Annotated in this window: 5 protein-coding genes; all 5 read right to left on the reverse strand. The window is 72.0% G+C overall.

The annotated features are described in order from the left end of the window. Positions 1-47: 47 nt before the first annotated feature. Genes QIT00_RS13560 through QIT00_RS13580 form a run of 5 tightly spaced genes read right to left on the reverse strand, consistent with a single transcriptional unit; the run spans position 48 to position 19,630 of the window. Positions 48-809 carry a thioesterase II family protein gene (locus QIT00_RS13560; RefSeq protein ID WP_282535485.1) on the reverse strand — a complete coding sequence of 254 codons (762 nt, stop codon included), beginning with the start codon at positions 807-809 and terminating at the stop codon, positions 48-50. After that, a complete protein-coding gene (locus QIT00_RS13565) occupies positions 806-1,921 on the reverse strand; it encodes a Gfo/Idh/MocA family oxidoreductase (RefSeq protein ID WP_282535486.1) in 1,116 nt (371 codons plus the stop codon). The genes QIT00_RS13560 and QIT00_RS13565 overlap by 4 nt, the downstream gene beginning before the upstream one ends. Further along, the gene (locus QIT00_RS13570) at positions 1,918-3,051 is read right to left on the reverse strand and encodes a saccharopine dehydrogenase NADP-binding domain-containing protein (protein WP_282535487.1); all 1,134 of its coding nucleotides are present in this window, start codon (positions 3,049-3,051) and stop codon (positions 1,918-1,920) included. The genes QIT00_RS13565 and QIT00_RS13570 overlap by 4 nt, the downstream gene beginning before the upstream one ends. After that, positions 3,048-8,636 (reverse strand): non-ribosomal peptide synthetase, encoded by a 5,589-nt coding sequence (locus QIT00_RS13575; RefSeq protein WP_282535488.1) that lies wholly within the window; start codon positions 8,634-8,636, stop codon positions 3,048-3,050. Before QIT00_RS13575 ends, QIT00_RS13570 begins: the two co-directional genes overlap by 4 nt. Next, positions 8,636-19,630 carry a non-ribosomal peptide synthetase gene (locus QIT00_RS13580; RefSeq protein ID WP_282535489.1) on the reverse strand — a complete coding sequence of 3,665 codons (10,995 nt, stop codon included), beginning with the start codon at positions 19,628-19,630 and terminating at the stop codon, positions 8,636-8,638. The genes QIT00_RS13575 and QIT00_RS13580 overlap by 1 nt, the downstream gene beginning before the upstream one ends. Positions 19,631-19,850: the final 220 nt, after the last annotated feature.

A 19,850-nucleotide genomic window follows, 5' to 3' on the forward strand; every position in this document is an offset into this window, starting at 1 on the left:
GGGGGACACGCGCTGCCACGCCCGGGCGGGAAAGCGGGGTCGACAGGTCAGTCGGCGTCCGTGAGGATGTGCGGGGCCACGCAGTCGGCGAGCGCGGCCAGGACCTGGGCCTGGTACGGCACCAGGTAAAAATGGCCACCGGGGAAGACCCGCAGTGTGAACCGGCCCCGGGTCTCGTGCTCCCAGTCCCGCGCCTGGGCGATGGTCAGCTCCGGGTCGTCCTCGGCGGCGAAGACCGTCACCGGGCAGCTGAGCGTGCGGCCGGGGGCCGGGCGGTAGGTCTCGACGACCCGGTAGTCCGCCAGGATCACCGGTGCCATCAACTCCCACAGCTCGGCGTCGTCGAAGAGCAGCCGTGAGGTGCCGCCGAGCCGCGCGAGTTCGGCGCGCAGGGCCGCGTCGCCGCCCAGGTGCACCGTGCCTCCGGCCACATGCGCGGGCGGCTCGCGCGCGGAGACGACCAGTTGGACGACCGCGGGCCCGCCGAGGCCCGCGAGTCGCAGCGCCACCTCGTGGGCGACCGCGCCGCCCATGCTGTGGCCGAAGAGCACCACCGGCCGGTCGTCGGCCGACGCTGCGAGCTCCCCGCTCACCGCCTCCGCCATATCGGTCAGCTCGGTGGCCGGCGGCTCGCCGAAGCGGTCCTCGCGGCCCGGGTACTGCACGGCCATGGCCTCCACGCCGGGCGGCAGCAGCTGCGGCCAGCCGCGGAAGGCGCCGGCACCGGCTCCGGCGTGCGGGAAGCACACAAGGCGGGTCGCGGCGGCGGGCCGCGGCCGGTGGCAGCGCAGCCAGGACGTTCCGGTCATCGCGCTGCCTCCGCGGTCAGGTCGGCCGGCCACAGCGCAGGCGACTCCGTGGCCCGGATCAGCTCGGGCCGGCCGAGTCTGGTGGTCAGGTCAAGCCACATCTGGCTCACCGTCAGGGCACGCTGGCCGTACGGGGACTGATGGCGGCCGTCGAGCACGGCCTCCCGGAGCTCGGTGAGCGCCCGGTCGACTCCGGCGGGCCAGGTCTCGGTGAAGGTGTGCCGGAAGGACCTCGGCGGTTCGGCGCCGATGACGGAGGTGGTCGGCTGGTCCAGTCGTTCGGTGCCGGGGCCCTCCAGTGCGAGGGCCCCGCCACGGTCGCGGTTCACATGGAGGCGGGGGGTCCACAGCACCGGGCCGTGTGTGTCGGCGAGCGTCAGCGTCCCGGCGTCGGTGCCGAGCGTGACCCGGTGCAGCAGGTGCGCGTGGTTGTCCGGGTCGACGGAGTCCAGCTGGTTCTGCACGCTCAGGGTCACCGGCACTCCGGCCACCATCCCGTGCAGCAGGCGGAACGGCACCGGTGCACCGGTCGCCGCGTACACCTCGGCGACCGGCGGCGGGTCCGCGAAGACCCACGGCCCGAACCCGCCGAGCGTGCGGCCGATGATGTCAAGGAGCGGGAAGAGCACCTGGCTGGAGCAGGCCGCGTCCAGGTAGCGACAGCTGCGCCGCGCGCGCAGCTCCCGGGCGCACGCCAGGAACCGCCGGACCGGTTCGACGTACGAGTAGAACGAGTTGAGCTGGTAGCGCACGCCGTGGCGGCGAGCCAGTCGCAGGCATTCGGCAACCTCGCCGGGGTGCGCGGGCTGCTCCTGGAGCACGTGGATCCGCCGCGCAAGGAGTGCCCCGGCCAGGTCGGCGCCGGGGCCGCCGGCGACCGCCGAGCGGACCACCACGCAGCTCACGTCGATGTCGTCCGGCAGCTGGTCGACCGCCGTGTAGTACGGCACTCCGAACTCGGCGGCGCGGGCCCGGGAGCGGGCACTGCCGTTGGCGAGCACCCCGGCGAGTTCGAACCGCGGTGCGGCCGCCCGTACGGCCTGGAGGTAGAAGCCGCCGAAGACGGCGCCGCAGACCACGGTACGGAGCGGGCCCGCCGCCGGAGCGCTCACAGCGCGCCCACGGTGGCAGCCGCTCCGACCGGGCCCGAGGAGACGTCGATCGTCACCGCGCCCAGCGATTCGATCCGCGCCGTCGTCTCGTCGGGATCGAGGACCTCCGCCGCGTAGTGCAGGCCCGGCGGCACCCGCCCGTCGAGGGTGGCGGCCACGGTCAGGGCGCCGACGGCTCCGGTCAGCCGGTAGCTGTCCGTCGTGCCGAGGATCGCGGTGGTGGAGGTACTGGCCCCGTCCGAAAGTTCGAACACCATCCGGTAGTACGGCCGACGGCCCGCCAGGTCCAGTTCAGCTGCCCTGACCAGCCTGTCTGCCGCCGCCCCGAGCGAGGCCGGACCAGTCGGCGGGCCACCGCGCAGCGCCGCGAGCGTCTCGCGTACCTGCCGGCCGGGGAAGACGTTGAACCAGTCGAGCTCCGCGAGCCCCAGCGCCTGGGCAAGGCGTTCCGCCTCGGTGCTGAGGTAGGGCTGCACCGCCACCGTCCCCGGGAAGAACGGCAGTGTCGCGACCGCCTGCGCCGACAGGGCATGGCTCTCCCGACGGCCCCGGCGCCAGGCGGCCAGCGCCTCGCCGTATGCCGTGGGGGCGGCGGAGACCGCGTCCGGGCCGTCGCCGAGCGAGAGCATCAGGTCGGCCGCGACCGTGCGGCTGCACCGCTCCAGGCCGCCGGTCCAGACCGCCAGCCGTGCGTCGGCCAGAGCCCGGTGGCGGGCAAGGCGGCGCGGCAGCAGCCCGGAAAGCCCCGGGAGCATCCCGGCGGAGAGCACGGCTCTGCGCCGGGTGGCCGCGAGATCAAGACCGCGGAGATCGGCGTGGGCCGGATCGTCGCCCGCCACGTCCACGTAGTCGGCCCCGGCGGCGAGTGCGGCGATGGCCACCCGGCCGCGCACCAGGTAGGACGGGCCCGCGCAGTTGAGCACGGTCCGGCAGTCCCGACAGAATGCGGCGAGGCCGTCCTCGTCATCCAGGTCCACGGCGACCGACTCGACGCCGTCGGCCGTCACCCCCGGCGGCCGACGGGCACCCAGTCGCAGCGACCGGACGCCGAGTTCCCGCAGGGTACGTACGGCCGCCCGGCCCACGACGCCGGACCCGCCAAGGACGCCGACCAGCGGTTCGCCCCTCATGACGCGCCCTCCACTGCCACGCCTGCCGCCGAGTCCGCCAAGAGGTCGCGTACGACTTCCGCGCGCGGCCCGGTGATGCAGCCGAAGTGGTCGCCCGGGATGTCGCGGATCCGGAGCTCGCCCAGGCAGACGCGCTGCCAGTAGTTGCTCATGTCCTCCTGGAGGCCGGGCAGGAATCCGTACCGGCCGGTGTGCCGCAGGAAGGTGACATCACCGGCGTAGGGTTCCGGCCGGTACCGGGTGACCGCGAACAGGCTGTGCCGGAAGATCTGGTACTGCCTGGACAGCCGGGCGCCGTCCGGCAGTTCGGCGGCCCGGCCGATCGCGGCGAGGCGCTCCTCGGGCCGACGGGCGGAAAGGTCCCGGAACGCTGCGCCGACCTTCGCGAACTCGCCGTCGAGCGCGGCGAGGGCGCCGGCGCCCAGCACACCGGGGGTCACTGCCAGTACGGCGCTGATCGCCCTGCCCAACTCGCCGTCGTCCACGGGGAACCCGAGCAGCGCCGGTTCGACGCCGAGCGACAGCGCGAAGGTGTACTCGGCGATCAGGTCCTCGTGCACCTCGAAGGGCGGGCGGTAGCAGCTGATCGCCGTCAGGCTCTCGACCTCGGCCCCGGCCTCGACGAGTGCCCTGGCCACCTCGGTCGCGATCAGGCCGCCCATGCAGTAGCCGACCACGTGGAAGCGCCGGCCGCCGTCGGCAAGCAGGGCTTGCGCGTACTCGCCGCCAAGGCGGCGGATCAGCAACGCGGGGTCGGTGTCCAGGTACCGGCTCTGGCCCCCGGTCTCCAGGCCGATGACCGGTCCGGAGGCGGGGCGTCTGCGGTACTCGTCCAGCAAGGACTGGTAGGGCATCAGGGTGCCGCTGCCGTCGTGCACCAGGACGGTGGCAGGGCCGTCCGCTGTGGCACCGACCAGTGTCGTCGGGGCGGGAGCGGAGTCCTCGGGTTGGTGCGGGACGGTGCCCGCCGGGCTTTGGGCCGCGTCGCGCAGATAGGCCGCGAGTGCCGCGACGGTCGGACGTCGCAGCATCTGACGCAGCAGGTGCTCCCAGTCGACTCCGGCCGCCGCGGGCTCGCTCTCGCGCAGCCGGCCGACCAGCCGGGCCACCAGCAGGGAGTCCCCGCCGAGTTCGAAGAAGTCATCTTCCCGGCCGACCTGCGGCGCCTTGAGCAACTGCTGCCAGAGGGCGGCGATCCGGCGTTCGAGTTCGTCGGTGGGTTCCGCCGCACCGGCCGGGCCGTGGCGGTCCGCGGTCGGCTCGGGCAGCCGCCGGTGCAGCCGGGCCCGGTCGATCTTGCCGTTGGCGGAGAGCGGGAACTCGTCGAGGATCTCAAGGCGTGCGGGCCGCATGTGCTCGGGCAGCCGGTCGGCGAGGTGGCGGGCGAGTTCCTCGCCGGCCAGCGGGGTGCGGTCGGTCTTGAGCCGGGTGAAGAACAGGTGCTGGCCGGCCTGCGACAGGATGTCGTCGGGTGCGGGGAAGCACAACGGGACCTCGGCCCCGGCTTCGGCAAGGAGGCCCAGCCACTGCTCCCGGGTCAGGAAGGTCTGGTCGGCCGCTTGGCGCAGGTCGGTGAAGCCGCCGCTGAGACCGTCGATGAACTCCATGGAGACCAGCAGGGGGTGACGCTCCAGGGTGGCCTCCATGAAGACCAGCCAGCCGCCCGGCACGAGAAGTTCGCGCAGCCGGCGCAGTACGTCGGCGGCGTCCTTGGAGTTGTGGAGCACGTTCGCGCACAGGACGACGTCGAAGGTGTTCGGCGCGAGGCCTTGTGCGGCTGGGTCCGTGTTGACGTCGAACAGTCCGTAGCGCACCCACGGATACGCCTGGAAGCGCTGCTGCGCCTCGCCGAGGAAGAACTGCGAGACATCGGTGAACAGGTACTCGACGTCCAGGCCGTCGAGTGCCGGGATCAGCTCGGTGCTGGTGCCGCCGACACCGGCTCCGACCTCCAGGACCCTGAGCGGTCCCGGCCGACGGTGGGCGGAGGCGAGCTCGCGCAGTCCGGCGACGGCGACCCGGTTCAGAGAGCGGCTGACCAGGTTGTCGCGGTAGGCGGCCTCCGCCACGTTCAGGTTGCCCTGGGGGAAGAGCAGCCGCAGCGGGTCCTCCTCGCCGCTCAGCAGTTCCGGCAGGTGCCGACTGCTGGTGCGGATCAGCCGCAGCAGGTCGGTGCCGTAGTGGAGGCGGGCCCCCAACTCCTCAAGGTGCTGCCAGTCGCGTTCCAGCGTGGCCGGATCGGGAGCGGCGAGCCCGGCGTAGCGCCCGGTGACCGGGTCGTGGTGGAGGCGTCCGGCCCCGGCCAGGGCCCGCAGCCAGCGCCGTACGGCGCGCAGGTGCCTGTGGTGCGCGCCGAGCCCGGCGGCGGCCTCCTCGGCCGTGTGGGACTCGGTCGCTCCCATGAAGAGCCCGGCCTCGCACAGAGTCCGGGCCATCGAGTCGAGGGCGACCTCGTCGGCCAATTCAAGCAATTGGGCCAGGAGTTCACCGTCGACCGTCGAGCTGACCTCCAGGCCGGTGGCTGTAGCTGCCGCGACCGTGGCGGCCCCGTCGGCTGTGAGCCGGGCCGACTCGGTGGGCACCGTGGTGACGAAGGTGGCGAGCCGCCGGCTCGCGGGGTCGGCGCCGGTCACCAGGGTCACGGCGGAGGCCACCGCCGGGTGGGCCTCGGCGGCGGCGGAGACCTCAGCGGGTTCCACCCGGTGGCCTCGGATCTTGACCTGGTCGTCGACCCGGCCGAGCAACTCGATGGTGCCGTCCGGCAGATAGCGACCCAGGTCGCCGGTCCGGTACAGCCGCTCGCCCTCGCCCGGCCGCGTGACGAACCGCTCGGCCGTTCTGGCCTCGTCCCCCAGGTAGCCGAGCGCAAGGCCGGTGCCGCTGATGTACAGCTCACCCGGCGTCAGGTCCGGGCAGTCCCTCAGCTGGTCGTCGAGCACGTGCCAGCCCTGGTTGGCGAGCGGGGTGCCGTACGGGACGGTGCGGCTGTTGACCGGTCCGGTACCGATCGGGTGGACGATCGACCAGATGGCAGCCTCGGTGGCGCCGCCGAGGCTGATCAGCTCGCAGTGGGGCAGTCGTCCACGGATCTGCTCGACGAGCGGGACGGGAATCCAGTCGCCGGACAGCAGGGCGAGCCGCAGCGCGGACGGGGCGGGGCCGTCGCCGGACGCCAAGTAGCTGTCGAGCATCTGGAGTTGGGCCGGTACGGAGTTCCACAGCGTGACCCGGTGGCGGTCGGCGAGCTCGGCCCAGTGCGCCGGATCTCCGCGGCGGGCCGCGTCGGGGAGCACCAGACAGCCGCCGCGGGCCAACGGTCCGAAGATGTCATACACCGACAGGTCGAAGCCGAGCCCGGCAAGGCCGAGGACGCGGTCCTCGGGGCCGGTGGAGAAGCGCTGGTTGATGTCCATGACGGTGTTCACGGCCGCGCGATGGCTGATCATCACGCCCTTCGGCGCTCCGGTGGAGCCGGACGTGTAGATCACGTACGCCAGGTCGTCCGGAGCGACCCGCCGGTCACGCGCAGCCGGCCCGCCCGCCTGTGCCATCGCTTCGTCGACCGGCACCACCCGTACACCGGCCGGCCAGTCCGTGGCGATCCACGGCTGGGTCAGCACGGTCGTCGCGCCCGCGTCGGTGAGCATGGAGTCCCGGCGCGCCGGTGGCTGGTCGGTGTCGATCGGCAGGTAGGCGGCGCCGGCAAGGAGGGTCCCGAGAACGGCGGCCACCTGCTCCCAGCCCTTGTCCATGACCACAGCGACGATCCGGCCCGCAGGGTCGCCGTCAGCGGCGAGCGCCTCGGCCACGGCCTGGGCCCGGTCCATGAGTTGACGGTACGTCAGGACAGTGCTGCCCGAGATCACCGCCGTCCGCTCGGGTGCGGCCAGTGCCTGGGCGAGCACGCCTTCGTGCAGCAGCCGCTCCGGCAGCTCCAGCGCGGTGTCGTTGACCTGGGCCCGCCGGTCGAGCTGGGCAGGGGGCAGGGTCACCACGGATGCGGCGGTCCAGGGCTCGTCGGAGGCGGCCAGGCGTCGCACCGTGTCCTCGAAGGCGCGGAAGGCGTCCGCCGGTAGTCCTTCGGGCAGCGCGTCGACGCGTACGTCCCAGCCGAGCAGCAGGGCGTCGTCGTCCTCCATGACCTGGCAGTCGATCCAGACGTGCGGTGTGCGGCTGCAGCCGTAGACGATCTTGCCCTGCTTGAGGCGCGGCACATGGCGCGCCTCGGTGTCCGCTGTGCTCAGGCCGACGGTACTGGTGAAGACGACCGGCATCAGCGCCGCATCCTGGCCGCTGCGCCTGGCGAGCTCGCGCAACACCTCTACGCCGGAGTACAGCTGATGGTCGAGGTCCTGCCAGAGCTGGGCCTGGGTGGCCGCCGCCCGTACGGCGAAGGGTGCCTCCGCCGAGCAGTCGACAGCGAGCAGCTCGACGGAGGTGAAGTCCCCCACCAGGCCGGCGGTCTGCGGGTGCAGCGGCAGCCGGTTGAACATCGGCAGATTGAGGGTGAAGCGGGACTGGCCGCTCCACCGCCCGATGACTTCCGCGTAGGCCGTGAGCAGCGCGGAGGTGGGTGTGACGCCGCGCGCGGCGGCCCGGCGGCGGAACTCGGCCCATGCCTCGGGTTCCAACTCGGCCTGAAGGCGCTCGAAGCGCGGTGGACAGGGCGTCACGGTGTGTGAGCGCACGGGCAGGGTGGGCGAGGCGGGCAGCGGTACGGTCTCTGGGCTCTCCGGAAGGCCGTCCCCGGCGTCCCCGCTGTCCCGGCCATCCCCTCCGTGCCCTCCGTCCCCGCCCGGCAGCCTCCGCCACCAGTACTCCCGGTCGCGTTCGAACGCGGTGTCACGCAGCCGCCGTTCGGCCATCAGGTAGTCGCGGTATCCGATCTCCAGTGCCGGCAGGGGCAGGTCCGACCGCAGGCTGAGCTGCTCCAGTTCGCCAAGGAGGAGTTGGACGCTCGCGTAGTCGCAGATGAGCAGGTCGACCGAGAGGTGGATCACGGTGTGCTCGCTGGTCCTGGTGATCCGCAGGTCGTGCAACGGCCACTGGTCGGAGCGGTACTCACGCGCAGACAGCTCGGTGCGGATCCGCCGTACCGCCTGCTCCTGCTCGCCGGGTGCGGCCTCCCGCAGGTCGGTGATCCTGATCGGCTGCTCGGGGACCTGCGGCAACACCTGCTGGTAGCCGTCCGGGTGGACGATCGTGCGCAGGGCGTCGTGCCGCTCGACCAGCCGGTGCCAGGAGTCGGCCACCCGCCGGGGGTCTACGGCGGGGAACCTCACCTCGACGTACGCCTCGCACCCCACGCCGCCGTACTGGTAGGCGGTACTCCGGCCGAGCAGGTAGGAGGACTGCACGTCGGTGAGCGGGAATGGCTCGTGCCTGGCCTCCGGGTCCGCCGTCAGCTGCGACTGCGTCCCGGCGCGCCGCCGCAGCTCGTCAAGGACGGCCTGCTTGTGGTGCTTGAGCTGTTCGAGCCGGGCCTCCGTCAGCACGTTCCGGGGTGCCCGGTAGCGGAGCAGGCCGCCTTCCTCCCATAGCCGCACACCGATGTTCTCAAGTTCACCGATGAGTTCGTGGACCATCACAGGCTGCCGTCCTCCATTTCTTGGGCCTCGAAGTGGAGGCGTTCGATGAGCGTGGCGAGCCCGGCGATCGTCGGGTCGCTCAGAAGTTGCCGCAGGGAGATCTCGCCGCCGAACCGGTCGCGTACCAGCCGGACCAGGCGGGTGGCCTGGAGGCTGTCGCCGCCCAGCTCGAAGAAGGTGGCGTTCCGGGGTACCGCGGGCACCCCGAGCAGAGTGGTCCACAGGGCGGCGAGCGAAGTCTCCAGCGGAGTGCGCGGCGCCCCACCGTCACCCGGCGCGAGCGTGACCTCGTCGGCGGGCGGAGTGAGCCGGGCGTGGTCGACCTTGCCGTTACTCGTCAACGGCAAAGCGTCGAGCAGGGTGAGGCCGGACGGCTGTGCGTGGCGTGGCAGCCGGTCGGCCAGGTGCCCCTGGACGGCTTCCAGGTCCAGGGCCGGGTCGCCGGTGGCGACGAAGGCGTGCAGCCGTAGGCGGCCCCGCTTGCCGACCGGCACGACGACGCAACTCCGGATGGCGGGGTGGGTGGTGAGGGTGGCTTCGACTTCGGCGGGTTCGAGGCGGTGGCCGTTGATTTTGAGTTGCCGGTCCATGCGGCCGAGGAATTCCAGGGTGCCGTCCGGCCAGTAGCGCCCCAAGTCGCCCGTGCGGTACCAGCGTTCGCCGTCGTGGAGGACAAACTTCTCCGCCGTACGGTCGGAATCGCCCCGGTATCCGCGAGCCACACCCGCACCGCCGATCCACAGCTCACCGGACACCCAGTCCGGGCAGTCGTGCCCCGAGGGGGAGACCACCCGGAATCGCTGGTTGCGCAGCGGCCGACCGTACGGGACGGATGTCCAGTGTTCGGGGATCTCGGTGACTTCGTGGAAGTTCGACCAGATCGAGGCTTCGGTGGCGCCGCCGAGCGCGATGACCCGGCAGTCGGGCACATGGTCCGCGAGGCGTGCTGTGAGATCCAGCGGGACCCAGTCGCCCGACAGCAGGGCCAGTCGCAGTGGTGCGGTCAGGCCGCCCGGCCCGGGGCCCGCGGCGGTGAGCAGCATGTCGAGGAGCATGGGCACGCTGTTCCACACCGTCACGCCATGCCGGCGGGCAAGCTCCAACCACGCCTCAGCATCCCGCCGCTGCTCTTCCGCCGGAAGTACGAGCGCTCCGCCCGCACCGAGCAGACCGAACACGTCCCAGACCGACAGATCGAAGTCCAGCGCCGACACCGCCAGCACCCGGTCCTCGGGACCGACCGCGAAGCGCTCGTTGACATCTCGTACGGTATTCAGCGCAGCCCCATGCGTGACCTCCACACCCTTCGGGACCCCCGTCGAACCCGACGTGAAGATCACGTACGCCAGCGCATCTCCGGTCACCTCCACCGGTTCGTTCAGCGGCTCGTGCGTCACGCACTCCGGCACCGACAACACCGTCACACCGGCGAGTCCACCGTCCTGCTCCTCGGCCAAGAGCAGCCGTACGTCCGCGTCCTGGAGCGTGCGCGCCCGCCGGCTCACCGGCTGGTCGGGCCCGATGGGCAGATAGGCGGCCCCCGAGGCCAGGACGCCCAGCACGGCGGCGATCTGGTCCGGCCCCTTCGGCAAGGTCACCCCCACCACCTCCGACGGCCCCACCCCGTACGCCCGCAACGCCCCCGCCACACCCAGCGCACGACCGGCCAACTCGCCATAACTCATCGCCCCGTCCCCACCCCAGCGCAGCGCACACCGCCCGGGATCAGACACCGCACGCTCGAAGAACGCCTCGTGCAACCCACCCCAAGCCACTGGCCCCGACGTGGAGTTGACCGCCCGCCGCACTTCACGCTGCTCCACCGGCAGCAACTCCGGTACCGGCCCCTCCCAGTCCGAGACCGCCAGCCACTCCAGCAACCGCCCATGGGCATCGAACATCGCGTCGAGCACACCGGCCGGGAACAACTCCTCCACCGCATCCCAGGTGAGCAACAGGCCGCCGTCGCGGGCCATGACCTGCTCGTCCAGCCACACCTGTGGTGTCTGCGACACGCTCCACACCGGTCGGCGCAGCCGGTCGCTGAGCTGGTCGGCCACGCCGAGAGCGCTGGTGAACACCACGGGCAGGATGGCCTCGGACGCCGAGTCCGGCCCCGCGTGCTCCCGGAGCAGCCCGAGGACCTCGGCGCCCCGGTGGTCGAGATCCTCCCCCAGCCGCTGCTGAGTCCGTCGTACTCGGTCCGCGAACGTCTCGTCCGGTACGGGCTCCTGAGCCACCGGCAGCAAGGAGGTGAAGTCGCCGAGCACCCGCCCGATGTCGGGGTGTACATCGCGACGGTCGAACAGGGTGAGTGCCACGGTCAGCCGCCGCTGCTCGCTCCAGATCCCAAGGACCTCGGCGTAGCAGGCGAGCAGCACGGCGGACGGCGTGCAGCCGGCCTGCCGGGCCCGTGCTTGCAGCGCACGCCAGCGCTCGGGTTCCAGCCAGGTCTCGCGGCGGACGAAGCGCGGCCGCGCGAGGGCCGCCGGATCGGTGGCGAGCGGAAGTGCCGGCGGCGGCGGAAGGCCGGGCAGCCGCTGCTGCCAGTACTGGCGGGACCGTTCGAGTTCGGCGCTCGGGGGCCGGACCTGGCACATGTAGTCGCGGAAGGACAACTCGACGGGTGGCAGGGCGGCTTCGGGGTCGCGGTACAGCTGGTCGAGCTCGGAGAAGACGGTCATCATGCTCAGCCCGTCGACCAGCAGGTAGTCCAGGCCGACGCCGACCCGGGCGCGGTCACCCGCACGACGGACCACACGTACGTCGAACAGCGGCCATACGGACGGATCGAGGACCTGGTGCGACATGTCCGCCCGCAGTGCGGCCAGAGCCGTCTCCTCCGCAGCCTCCTCAGCCTCCTCATCCGACCCGTACGTCTCGGCCGCTTCGGTCACCGGGATGACGAAGCGCGGCACCTGGGGCAGGATCCGCTGAAAGCCGTCCTCGTCGAACACGGCCCGCAGCATCTCGTGCCGCTCGATCAGCCGGTTCCACGCCTCCTCCAGACGGGCCGGATCGAAGTCGGTCTCGTCGAACTCGCAGTAGTAGTACGAGCCGACGCCGCCGAGGGTGAAGGCCGGAGACCGGCCGACCCAGTAGGCACGTTGCAGGTCGGTCGGCGGGAACGGCTCGTGCCGGTGCGCCGGGTCCGCCAGGACGCCCTGGGACTCCGGGACCTGTGCGGGGGGTGTCCCGAGCGTCAGCCCGGCGGCGAATCCCGCGAGCTGCGGCGTCCTGAACAGACCGCTGATCTCGGCGCCCGTGACGCCCGCCACGCGCAGCCGGCCGACGACCTGGGTGGCGAGCAGCGAGTCACCGCCCAGTGCGAAGAAGTCCGCGTCGCGGGTCGGTTCGGCCACCCCTAGCACGTCGGACCAGACTGCCCCCACCAGCCGCTCGGCCGGTGTGCGCGGCGCTTCTCCCTGCTCGCCGGTCCCACCGGGTCGGGCGGCGGGTACCAGGGCGGCGAGCCTGGCGTGGTCGACCTTTCCGTTGGCCGTCAGCGGCAGCTCGTCCAGCGGCGTGATGACCTCGGGTACGGCGTGCCGGGGCAGCCGCTCGGCCAGGAACTCCCGCAACTCGGCGGGGGTGGTCGAGCGGATGGCCTGCACGGTGTACGCCAGCAGACGTCGCCTCGACCCAGTGCCACCGGCAAGGACCACCGCTCGCTGGATGGCGGGGTGGGTGGTGAGGGTGGCTTCGACTTCGGCGGGTTCGAGGCGGTGGCCGTTGATTTTGAGCTGGCGGTCCATACGGCCGAGGAATTCCAGGGTTCCGTCCGGCCAGTAGCGCCCCAAATCGCCGGTGCGATACCAGCGTTCGCCGTCATAGCGGACGAACTTCTCCGCCGTACGGTCGGCGTCGCCCCGGTATCCGCGCGCCACACCCGCGCCGCCGATCCACAGCTCACCGGACACCCAGTCCGGGCAGTCCTGACCGGAGGGGGAAACCACCCGGAATCGCTGATTGCGCAGCGGCCGACCGTACGGGACGGATGTCCAGTGTTCGGGGATCTCCGCCACTTCGTGGAAGTTCGACCAGATCGAGGCTTCGGTGGCACCGCCGAGCGCGATGACCCGACAGTCGGGCACATGACTTGTCAGGCGGGTCCGCATATCCAGCGGAACCCAGTCGCCCGACAGCAGGGCCAGTCGCAGTGGTGCGGCCAGGCCACCGGGTCCGGGTCCGGCGGCGGTGAGCAGCATGTCGAGAAGCATCGGCACGCTGTTCCACACCGTCACACCGTGCCGGTGAGCGAGCTCCAACCACGCCTCAGCGTCCCGCCGTTGCTCCTCTGCGGGCAGTACGAGCGCGCCACCGGCGCCGAGCAGACCGAACACGTCCCAGACCGACAGATCGAAGTCGAGGGCCGACACCGCCAGCACCCGGTCCTCAGCGCCGACGGCGAAGCGCTCATTGACGTCTCGAACAGTGTTCAGCGCCGCCTCGTGCGTGATCTCCACACCCTTCGGGACCCCCGTCGAACCCGACGTGTAGATCACGTACGCGAGCGCGTCGCCAGTCGCCTTCACCGGTTCGGCGAGCGGTACGTACTCGGCGCACTCCGCCATCGACAGCACTGTCAAGTCGGCGGGTGCATCGTGTGGTTCGGCCAGGAGGAGTCGTACGTCGGCGTCCCGAAGCATGCGCGCCCGCCGGCTCGCCGGCTGATCGGGCCCGACGGGCAGATAGGCGGCCCCGGCGGCCAGGACGCCCAGCACGGCGGCGATCTGGTCCGGCCCCTTCGGCAGAGTCACCCCCACCACCTCCGACGGCCCCACCCCATGCGCACGCAACGCCCCCGCCACACCCAGCGCACGACCGGCCAACTCGCCGTAACTCATCCCCCCGTCAACGCCCCAGCGCAGCGCACACCGCCCAGGATCAGACACCGCACGCTCGAAGAACGCCTCGTGCAACCCACCCCAAGCCACCCGCCCCGACGTGGAGTTGACCGCCCGCCGCACTTCACGCTGCTCCACCGGCAGCAACTCCGGTACCGGCCCCTCCCAGTCCGAGTCCGCCAGCCACTCCAGCAACCGCCCATGCGCATCGAACATCGCGTCGAGCACACCGGCCGGGAACAACTCCTCCACCGCATCCCAGTCGTAGTGCAGGCCGTGCGGCGAGTCGTAGACCTGGTTGTCGAGCCAGGTCTGGGGTGTCTGCGAGACGCCCCAGATCCGGGGCAGCAGCCACCGTGACAGGTCGAGGGAGAGATCGCGCGGCGTCCCCAGCGCGCTGGTGAACACCACGGGCATGGCCCGTTCGGCGACGCCCTCGGTCCGCGCCAGTTCGCGGGAGACCCGTACGGCGGACCAGGCCCGGTGGTTGAGGTCCTGCCCCATGCGGTGGTGGAGGCGGCGCGCGCGGTCGAGGAAGCCGGATCCGGGCTCCGGCTGGTAGGCGACGAGCAGCAGCGAGGTGAAGTCGCCGACGATGTCGTCGACCGAAGGGTGGACGTCCCGGCGGTCGAACAGGGTGAGGTTGACAGTGAGGTCCCGCCGGGCGCTCCACGTCCCAAGGACCTCGGCGTAACAGGCGAGCAGTACGGCGGACGGCGTGAGCCCGTGCGCCCTGGCCCGCTCGGTGACGGCCTGCCAGCGTTCTGCCGGGAGCAGCCCCGACCGGCGAACGAACCGTGGCCCGCTCAGCTCGGACGGCCGTACGGCGAGAGGTAGTTGAGGGGTCGGCGGCAGCTCGCCCAGCCTGGCCTTCCAGTACTCCTCGGCCGTCTCCAACTCGGCGGTGGACGGCACCACTTGGAGCAGGTAGTCACGGAACGACAGGTCGGTCTTCGGGAGTACGGCGTCCGGGTCCCAGTAGAGCCGCTCCAGCTCGGACAGGACGATCATCATGCTTCGGCCGTCAAGGACGATGTTCTCCAGGCTCACGCCGAGCCGTACGCGCTGCTGCCCGTCCCGCCGGTAGACGACGGCCCGCATGTCCACGAGCGGCCACGCGGACGGGTCGCGGACCTGGTGCGACATGTCCTTCCGCAGTGCGGCCAGAGCCGTCGCCTCCGCAGCCTCCGCATCCGCCCCGTACGTCTCGTCCGTCTCGTCCGTCTCGTACGTCTCGTCCGTCTCGTACGTCTCGTCCGTCTCGTACGTCTCGTCCGTCTCGGTCACCGGGATGACGAAGCGCGGGACCTGAGGCAGGATCCGCTGAAAGCCGTCCTCGTCGAACACGGCCCGCAGCATCTCGTGCCGCTCGATCAGCCGGTTCCACGCCTCCTCCAGACGGGCCAGGTCGAGGCCCGTGCCGTCGAACTCCGTGTAGTAGTGCGCGCCGACGCCGCCGAGCGGCAGGCCCGCGGCCCGGCCCGTCCAGTAGGCCCGTTGCACGTCCGTGGGCGGGAACGGTTCGTGGCGGTGCCCGGGATCGGCGACGACGGCGACCTCCCCGGTCGGCTGGGCCGGGGTCACCGCGTGGGCGAGGTCCTTCAGCACGGAGGAGGTGAAGAGGGCGGACAGCTCCACGGCGAACCCGTCCGCCCGCAGCCGGCTGACCAGCCGGGTGGCAAGCAGCGAGTCACCACCGAGGCGGAAGAAGTCCTGGTCGCGGCCGACCCATGGGATGCCCAGCACCTGGCACCAGGCGGCGGCGAGCGCGGCCTCCACCGGACCGCGTGGCGGCTCGACGAACTTGGACGCCACCGGTCCGGATGTCGGCAGTGCGCGTACCAGCGCGGCGCGATCCACCTTGCCGTTGGCCGTGACGGGTAGCGCCAGGGCGCCGAAGACCTGGTCGGGGACCAGCGGGGCGGGCAGCCTGGCCGCCAGCCACTCCCGGACGGTGTCACCGGCCGGCAGCCCCGCTTCCGTGGCTCGGGTGGCCGCCAACAGCACTTGCCCGCCGGTCAGTTGACGAGCCGGGTCCGGATCGAAGCCGTTGCCGGAGAACAGCCGCTGCCACTCGGGGGCCGCGAGCAGCGGGCTTCGCCGCTCCCGCCGCAGCGCGTCGAGGCGGGTGAAGCCCCTGGCCGGCAGGGCGGCGGCGATGAGTGCCAGCGGCGTCGGCTCGGTCCGCTCCACCGCAAGGAAGCGGCCACCGGGTGCGAGCAGCAGCACCGCGAGGCCGGGACCGACAGCAGGGTCGGAGAAGGCGTGCAGCGTGTTGCCGGCCACCACCGCGTCGAAGCGGGCCAGGAGGTCGGACGGCACCAGATGGTCCGTCAACTGCCGGTACACGAAGGGCAATCCGGCCAGCAGTTCGGCGGCCGTGCTCAGCCGGGCCGCGGACTCGTCGAGCACCGTCCAGCGGTACTGCTGCCCGGGAGCGGCGGAGTCGGCGAGCAGTCGTGCGGTGCGGGCACTGCCCGCCCCCAGTACGGCGATCTCCAGCCGGGCCGTCGGTTGAGTACGGGGCACGGCCGACAGCTCGGCGGCCAGCGCCGCCGACACGCGGTCCGCTCCCGGCATGCCGGCGGCGAGTGCGTCGGGGGCGAGGACGGGATCGTCGAGCAGGACGAGCGGGTCGAGCTCTCCGCATACGATCGCGGCCAGCTCCTCGGCCCGCTGGGCCAGCCGTCCGGCGGCGGGTTCAAGCCGCCCGCCGGCCAGGTCGTCCGCCAGGGCCCGCCGGGCCGACGGCAGCGACACGGCGGACAGGCGCGGGCCGGCGGCATAGCCCTCCGGCCCGGCGGCCAGGACCCGCCGGGCCGCCAGCCAGTCGAACCAGAGCCGCAGCAGCGGCTGCCACTCGGCCGGTGCACCCCAGCGCCCCGCCAGCACCTCCAGGGACTCCGGTGTCGCGGACACGCCCGCCCGTTCGGCCGCGAGGTGGCCCAGTACCGATTCGACGAGCCGCGCCTCGGGGTCGCGTTCGGCCTGGGCCGGCCACGACTCCTCCGGGTCCGCCGTGCCGTCCGCTCGTGCCTGAAGCGGCAGCAGAGCACCGGCCCGTGGGGCAGGCGTGGCCACCGCTACCAGCCTCTTGGTTCGCTCGCCGACGGCGGCGACCACGCAGCGGCCGATCGCGGGGTGGTTCCGGAGCACGGCCTCGACCTCGCCGGGCTCGGTCCGCATACCGTGGATCTTGACCTGCTGATCGATCCGGCCGAGGAACTCCAGGGTGCCGTCCGGCCAGTACCGCCCTCGGTCACCCGTCCGGTACCAGCGGATTCCCTCGTCCGTGACGAACTTCCTCCCCGTCAGCGCGGGATCGCCGAGGTAGCCGGTGGCGACTCCGGCACCACCGATCCACAGCTCGCCGGACACCCAGTCGGGGCAGTCGTGCCCGGAAGGTGAGACCACCCGGAATCGCTGGTTGCGCAGCGGCCGACCGTACGGGACGGAGGTCCAGTGCTCGGGCACCTCGGTCACCTCGCACAGGTTCGACCAGATCGAGGCTTCGGTGGCACCGCCGAGGGCGACGAACCGGCAGCCCTTGCCGCTCAGTTCGGCCAGTCGGCCGGGCAGGTCGAGCCCGATCCAGTCGCCGGACACCAGCGCGATCCGGAGGTGTCCGCGCAGCGCGCCATCCGGCCGGGCGGTTGCCTCGGTGAGGAGCATGTCGAGCAGGACGGGCACCGAGTTCCACACGGTCACGCGGTGCGCGGCGATCAGCTCGGCCCAGGCGCCGGGGTCGCGTCGTCGCTCCTCGCTCACAAGGACCAGTGCGCCGCCGGCCGACAGGGTGCCGAAGACGTCGTAGACGGACAGGTCGAAGTCGAGAGCTGACACCGCGAGCACTCGGTCCTCGGGACCGACGCTGAAGCGCTCGTTGATGTCGTCGACCGTGTTGACGGCCGCGCCATGGGCGATAGACACGCCCTTCGGCTCGCCCGTGGTCCCCGAAGTGAAGATCACGTACGCCGTCGCGTCCGCCGCCACCTCCACGGGCGCGGTCAGCGGCCGGTGTTCGCAGGCCGCCCCGATGTCAAGGGCCGAGATCTCCGCCGGCAGCTCCGGCCGGTCGGCGCCGTCGCCCGCATCGACAAGGACCCGCTGGACGCCGGCGGCCCGCAGGATTCGCCTCCTCCGCCCGGCGGGCTGGTCGACGCCCACCGGCACGTACGCGCAACCGGCGGCGAGCACGCCGAGGACCGCGGCGATCTGGTCGGCACTTCTCGGCACCGAGACGGCCACCAGCTCCCCCGCGCGCGCTCCGTGCTCCCGCAGCGTGGCCGCCACACCGAGCGCGCGGCGAGCCAGGGTGGCGTAGGTCATGGCCCCTTCGCCGACCGGCAGCAGCGCGGGGCGGTCGGGGTGATCGGCGGCCTGCCGGAAGAACCCGTGGTGCAGGGCGTGGGCCGGGGCGGTCCCGGCGGTGTCGTTGGCCCGGGCGCGGACGGCTCGTTGGCCGTGCGGCAGCGGCGGCCGTGCGCAGACGTTCCAGTCGGCTTCCGGCGCCGCAAGCCGGTCGGTCAACTCCTGGTAGGCCCGGAACATGTCGTCGACCAGGCCGGCCGGAAAGAGGTCGTCGACCGAGTCCCAGCACAGGTCGACCCCGCCGTCCGACTCGTACACCTGGTGGTCGAGCCAGACCTGCGGCGTCTGCGAGATCATCCAGCCCAACTCGCCGAGCACGGACCGGAATTCCGCCCCTACGAGTTCGGTGCCCAGCGTGCACGCGAACACCACCGGCGCGGCCCTGGGCTCGTCCCGGTGGGCGCGGGCCAGGTCACGCAGCACCTCGACGCCCGAGTAGGCGCTGTGGGCGGCGGCGGTACGGAACTGTGCCTGAAGCGCGCGGATGCGGTCGTGGAACGACGACTGGGCGGTCACGTCCACGCTGAGCAGCAGCAGATCGGTGAAGTCGGCCACCATGCCGGGCACCGCCGGGTGCACGGACTCGCGGTCGAACAGCGGAACGCTGAGCAGGAAGTTCGAGTTGGCGCTCCAGGCTCCGAGCACCTCGGCGTAGGCAGCGGCGAGCGCCATCGCGGGCGTGGTGCCGCTCTGGCGTGCGCGGTGGCTGAAGCGCTGCCAGGCGTCCGGTGCCAGGCGGTGCCGTCGGCGGGTGAACTTCGGTGCCCGCAGCTGCGCGGGTTCCGCGGCCAGCGGCAGGCCGGGCCCGTCGGGCAGGTCGGCGAGCCGCTGCTGCCAGTACGTACGGGCCTCCTCGCGGGCCTCGGCGCGGCGGGCCGCCTGACCGGCCAGGTAGTGCGGGAACGTGAAACCGGACGGCGCAGGGGCGGGTGCCTCGTGGGCGTCGCCATGGAGGTAGGCGTCGGCGAGGTCAGCCAGCACGATCCTGAGGCTCTCGACATCCGCGACGAGCAGATCGATGCCGAAGTGGATCCGGGTGGCGGTCTCGGGCAGCAGGGAGAGGTGGAGGTCGAAGACCTCGCCGCGGTCGACTCGCAGCCGGCGATGTGAGAGCCCCTCTCGTACCGCGGCAAGCCGGGCCGTGGCCAGGTGCTCCGGGGTGCCCCTGAGGTCGTTCACCACGAGACCGGGCCAGGGGCTCGTGGGACTGATCTGCTGGCTGCCGTCCTCCAGGAATCGGGCGCGCAGCATCCCGTGCCGCGCGATCACAGCGCGCATCGCCGCTTCCAGCCGGTCCGGGTCGACCCCGGCACCCTCGAACTCCAGGTAGGCATGGCAGCCGACACCGCCGAGCGCCTGGTCATCGCGCCTGCCGATCCAGTACGCGTGCTGAAGGGGCGTCAGCGGGAAGGGCGCCTCCGGATCCACCGCGGTGGTGGCGGCCGCCAGGGCGCTCTGGGCACTCCCGGTCTCGGGCCGGTCGGCCTTCCACTGCTCCATGGACAGGTCGGTCCAGGCGGCGATCGTCGGGCGCTCCGCCAGGTCGGCCAAGGTGACCGGGACACCGTGCCGGCGCAGCCGGCTCACCAGGCTCATCGTCCGGATCGAGTCCATGCCGTGCTCAACGAGGTCGTCACCGTCCTCGAATGCGTCGAGCTCGCAGCCGAGCAGATCGGCGACGGCCCTCCTGATCCGGTCCCGCGTGGGTGGTTCGCTGTCGCAGGCCCCCACCTCGCTCCCGGCGGTTGCGGTCGCTCGCTCTGGTGAAAACATTCCTCATCCATCGGTCGAATAAGCGGTGCACAGGCTTTCGGCCGAAAGGCAGTCAGCCTCGAAACTAATACACAAGTTATTTGCCCCCGGCAAATCCACTTCAGGGTCATCCAAGGTCAGTCGTGGGCAGAGTCATGCCATCGGATGGCGTTAAAGTGTCGCCGGGTCAACGGCAGTCATCCGGTCGCGCCGTATTACCTGTTGAAACCATGGGCCGGAA

This window comes from Streptomyces luteolus, from assembly GCF_029968015.1.
In the GTDB taxonomy this organism is placed as follows: domain Bacteria; phylum Actinomycetota; class Actinomycetes; order Streptomycetales; family Streptomycetaceae; genus Streptomyces; species Streptomyces luteolus.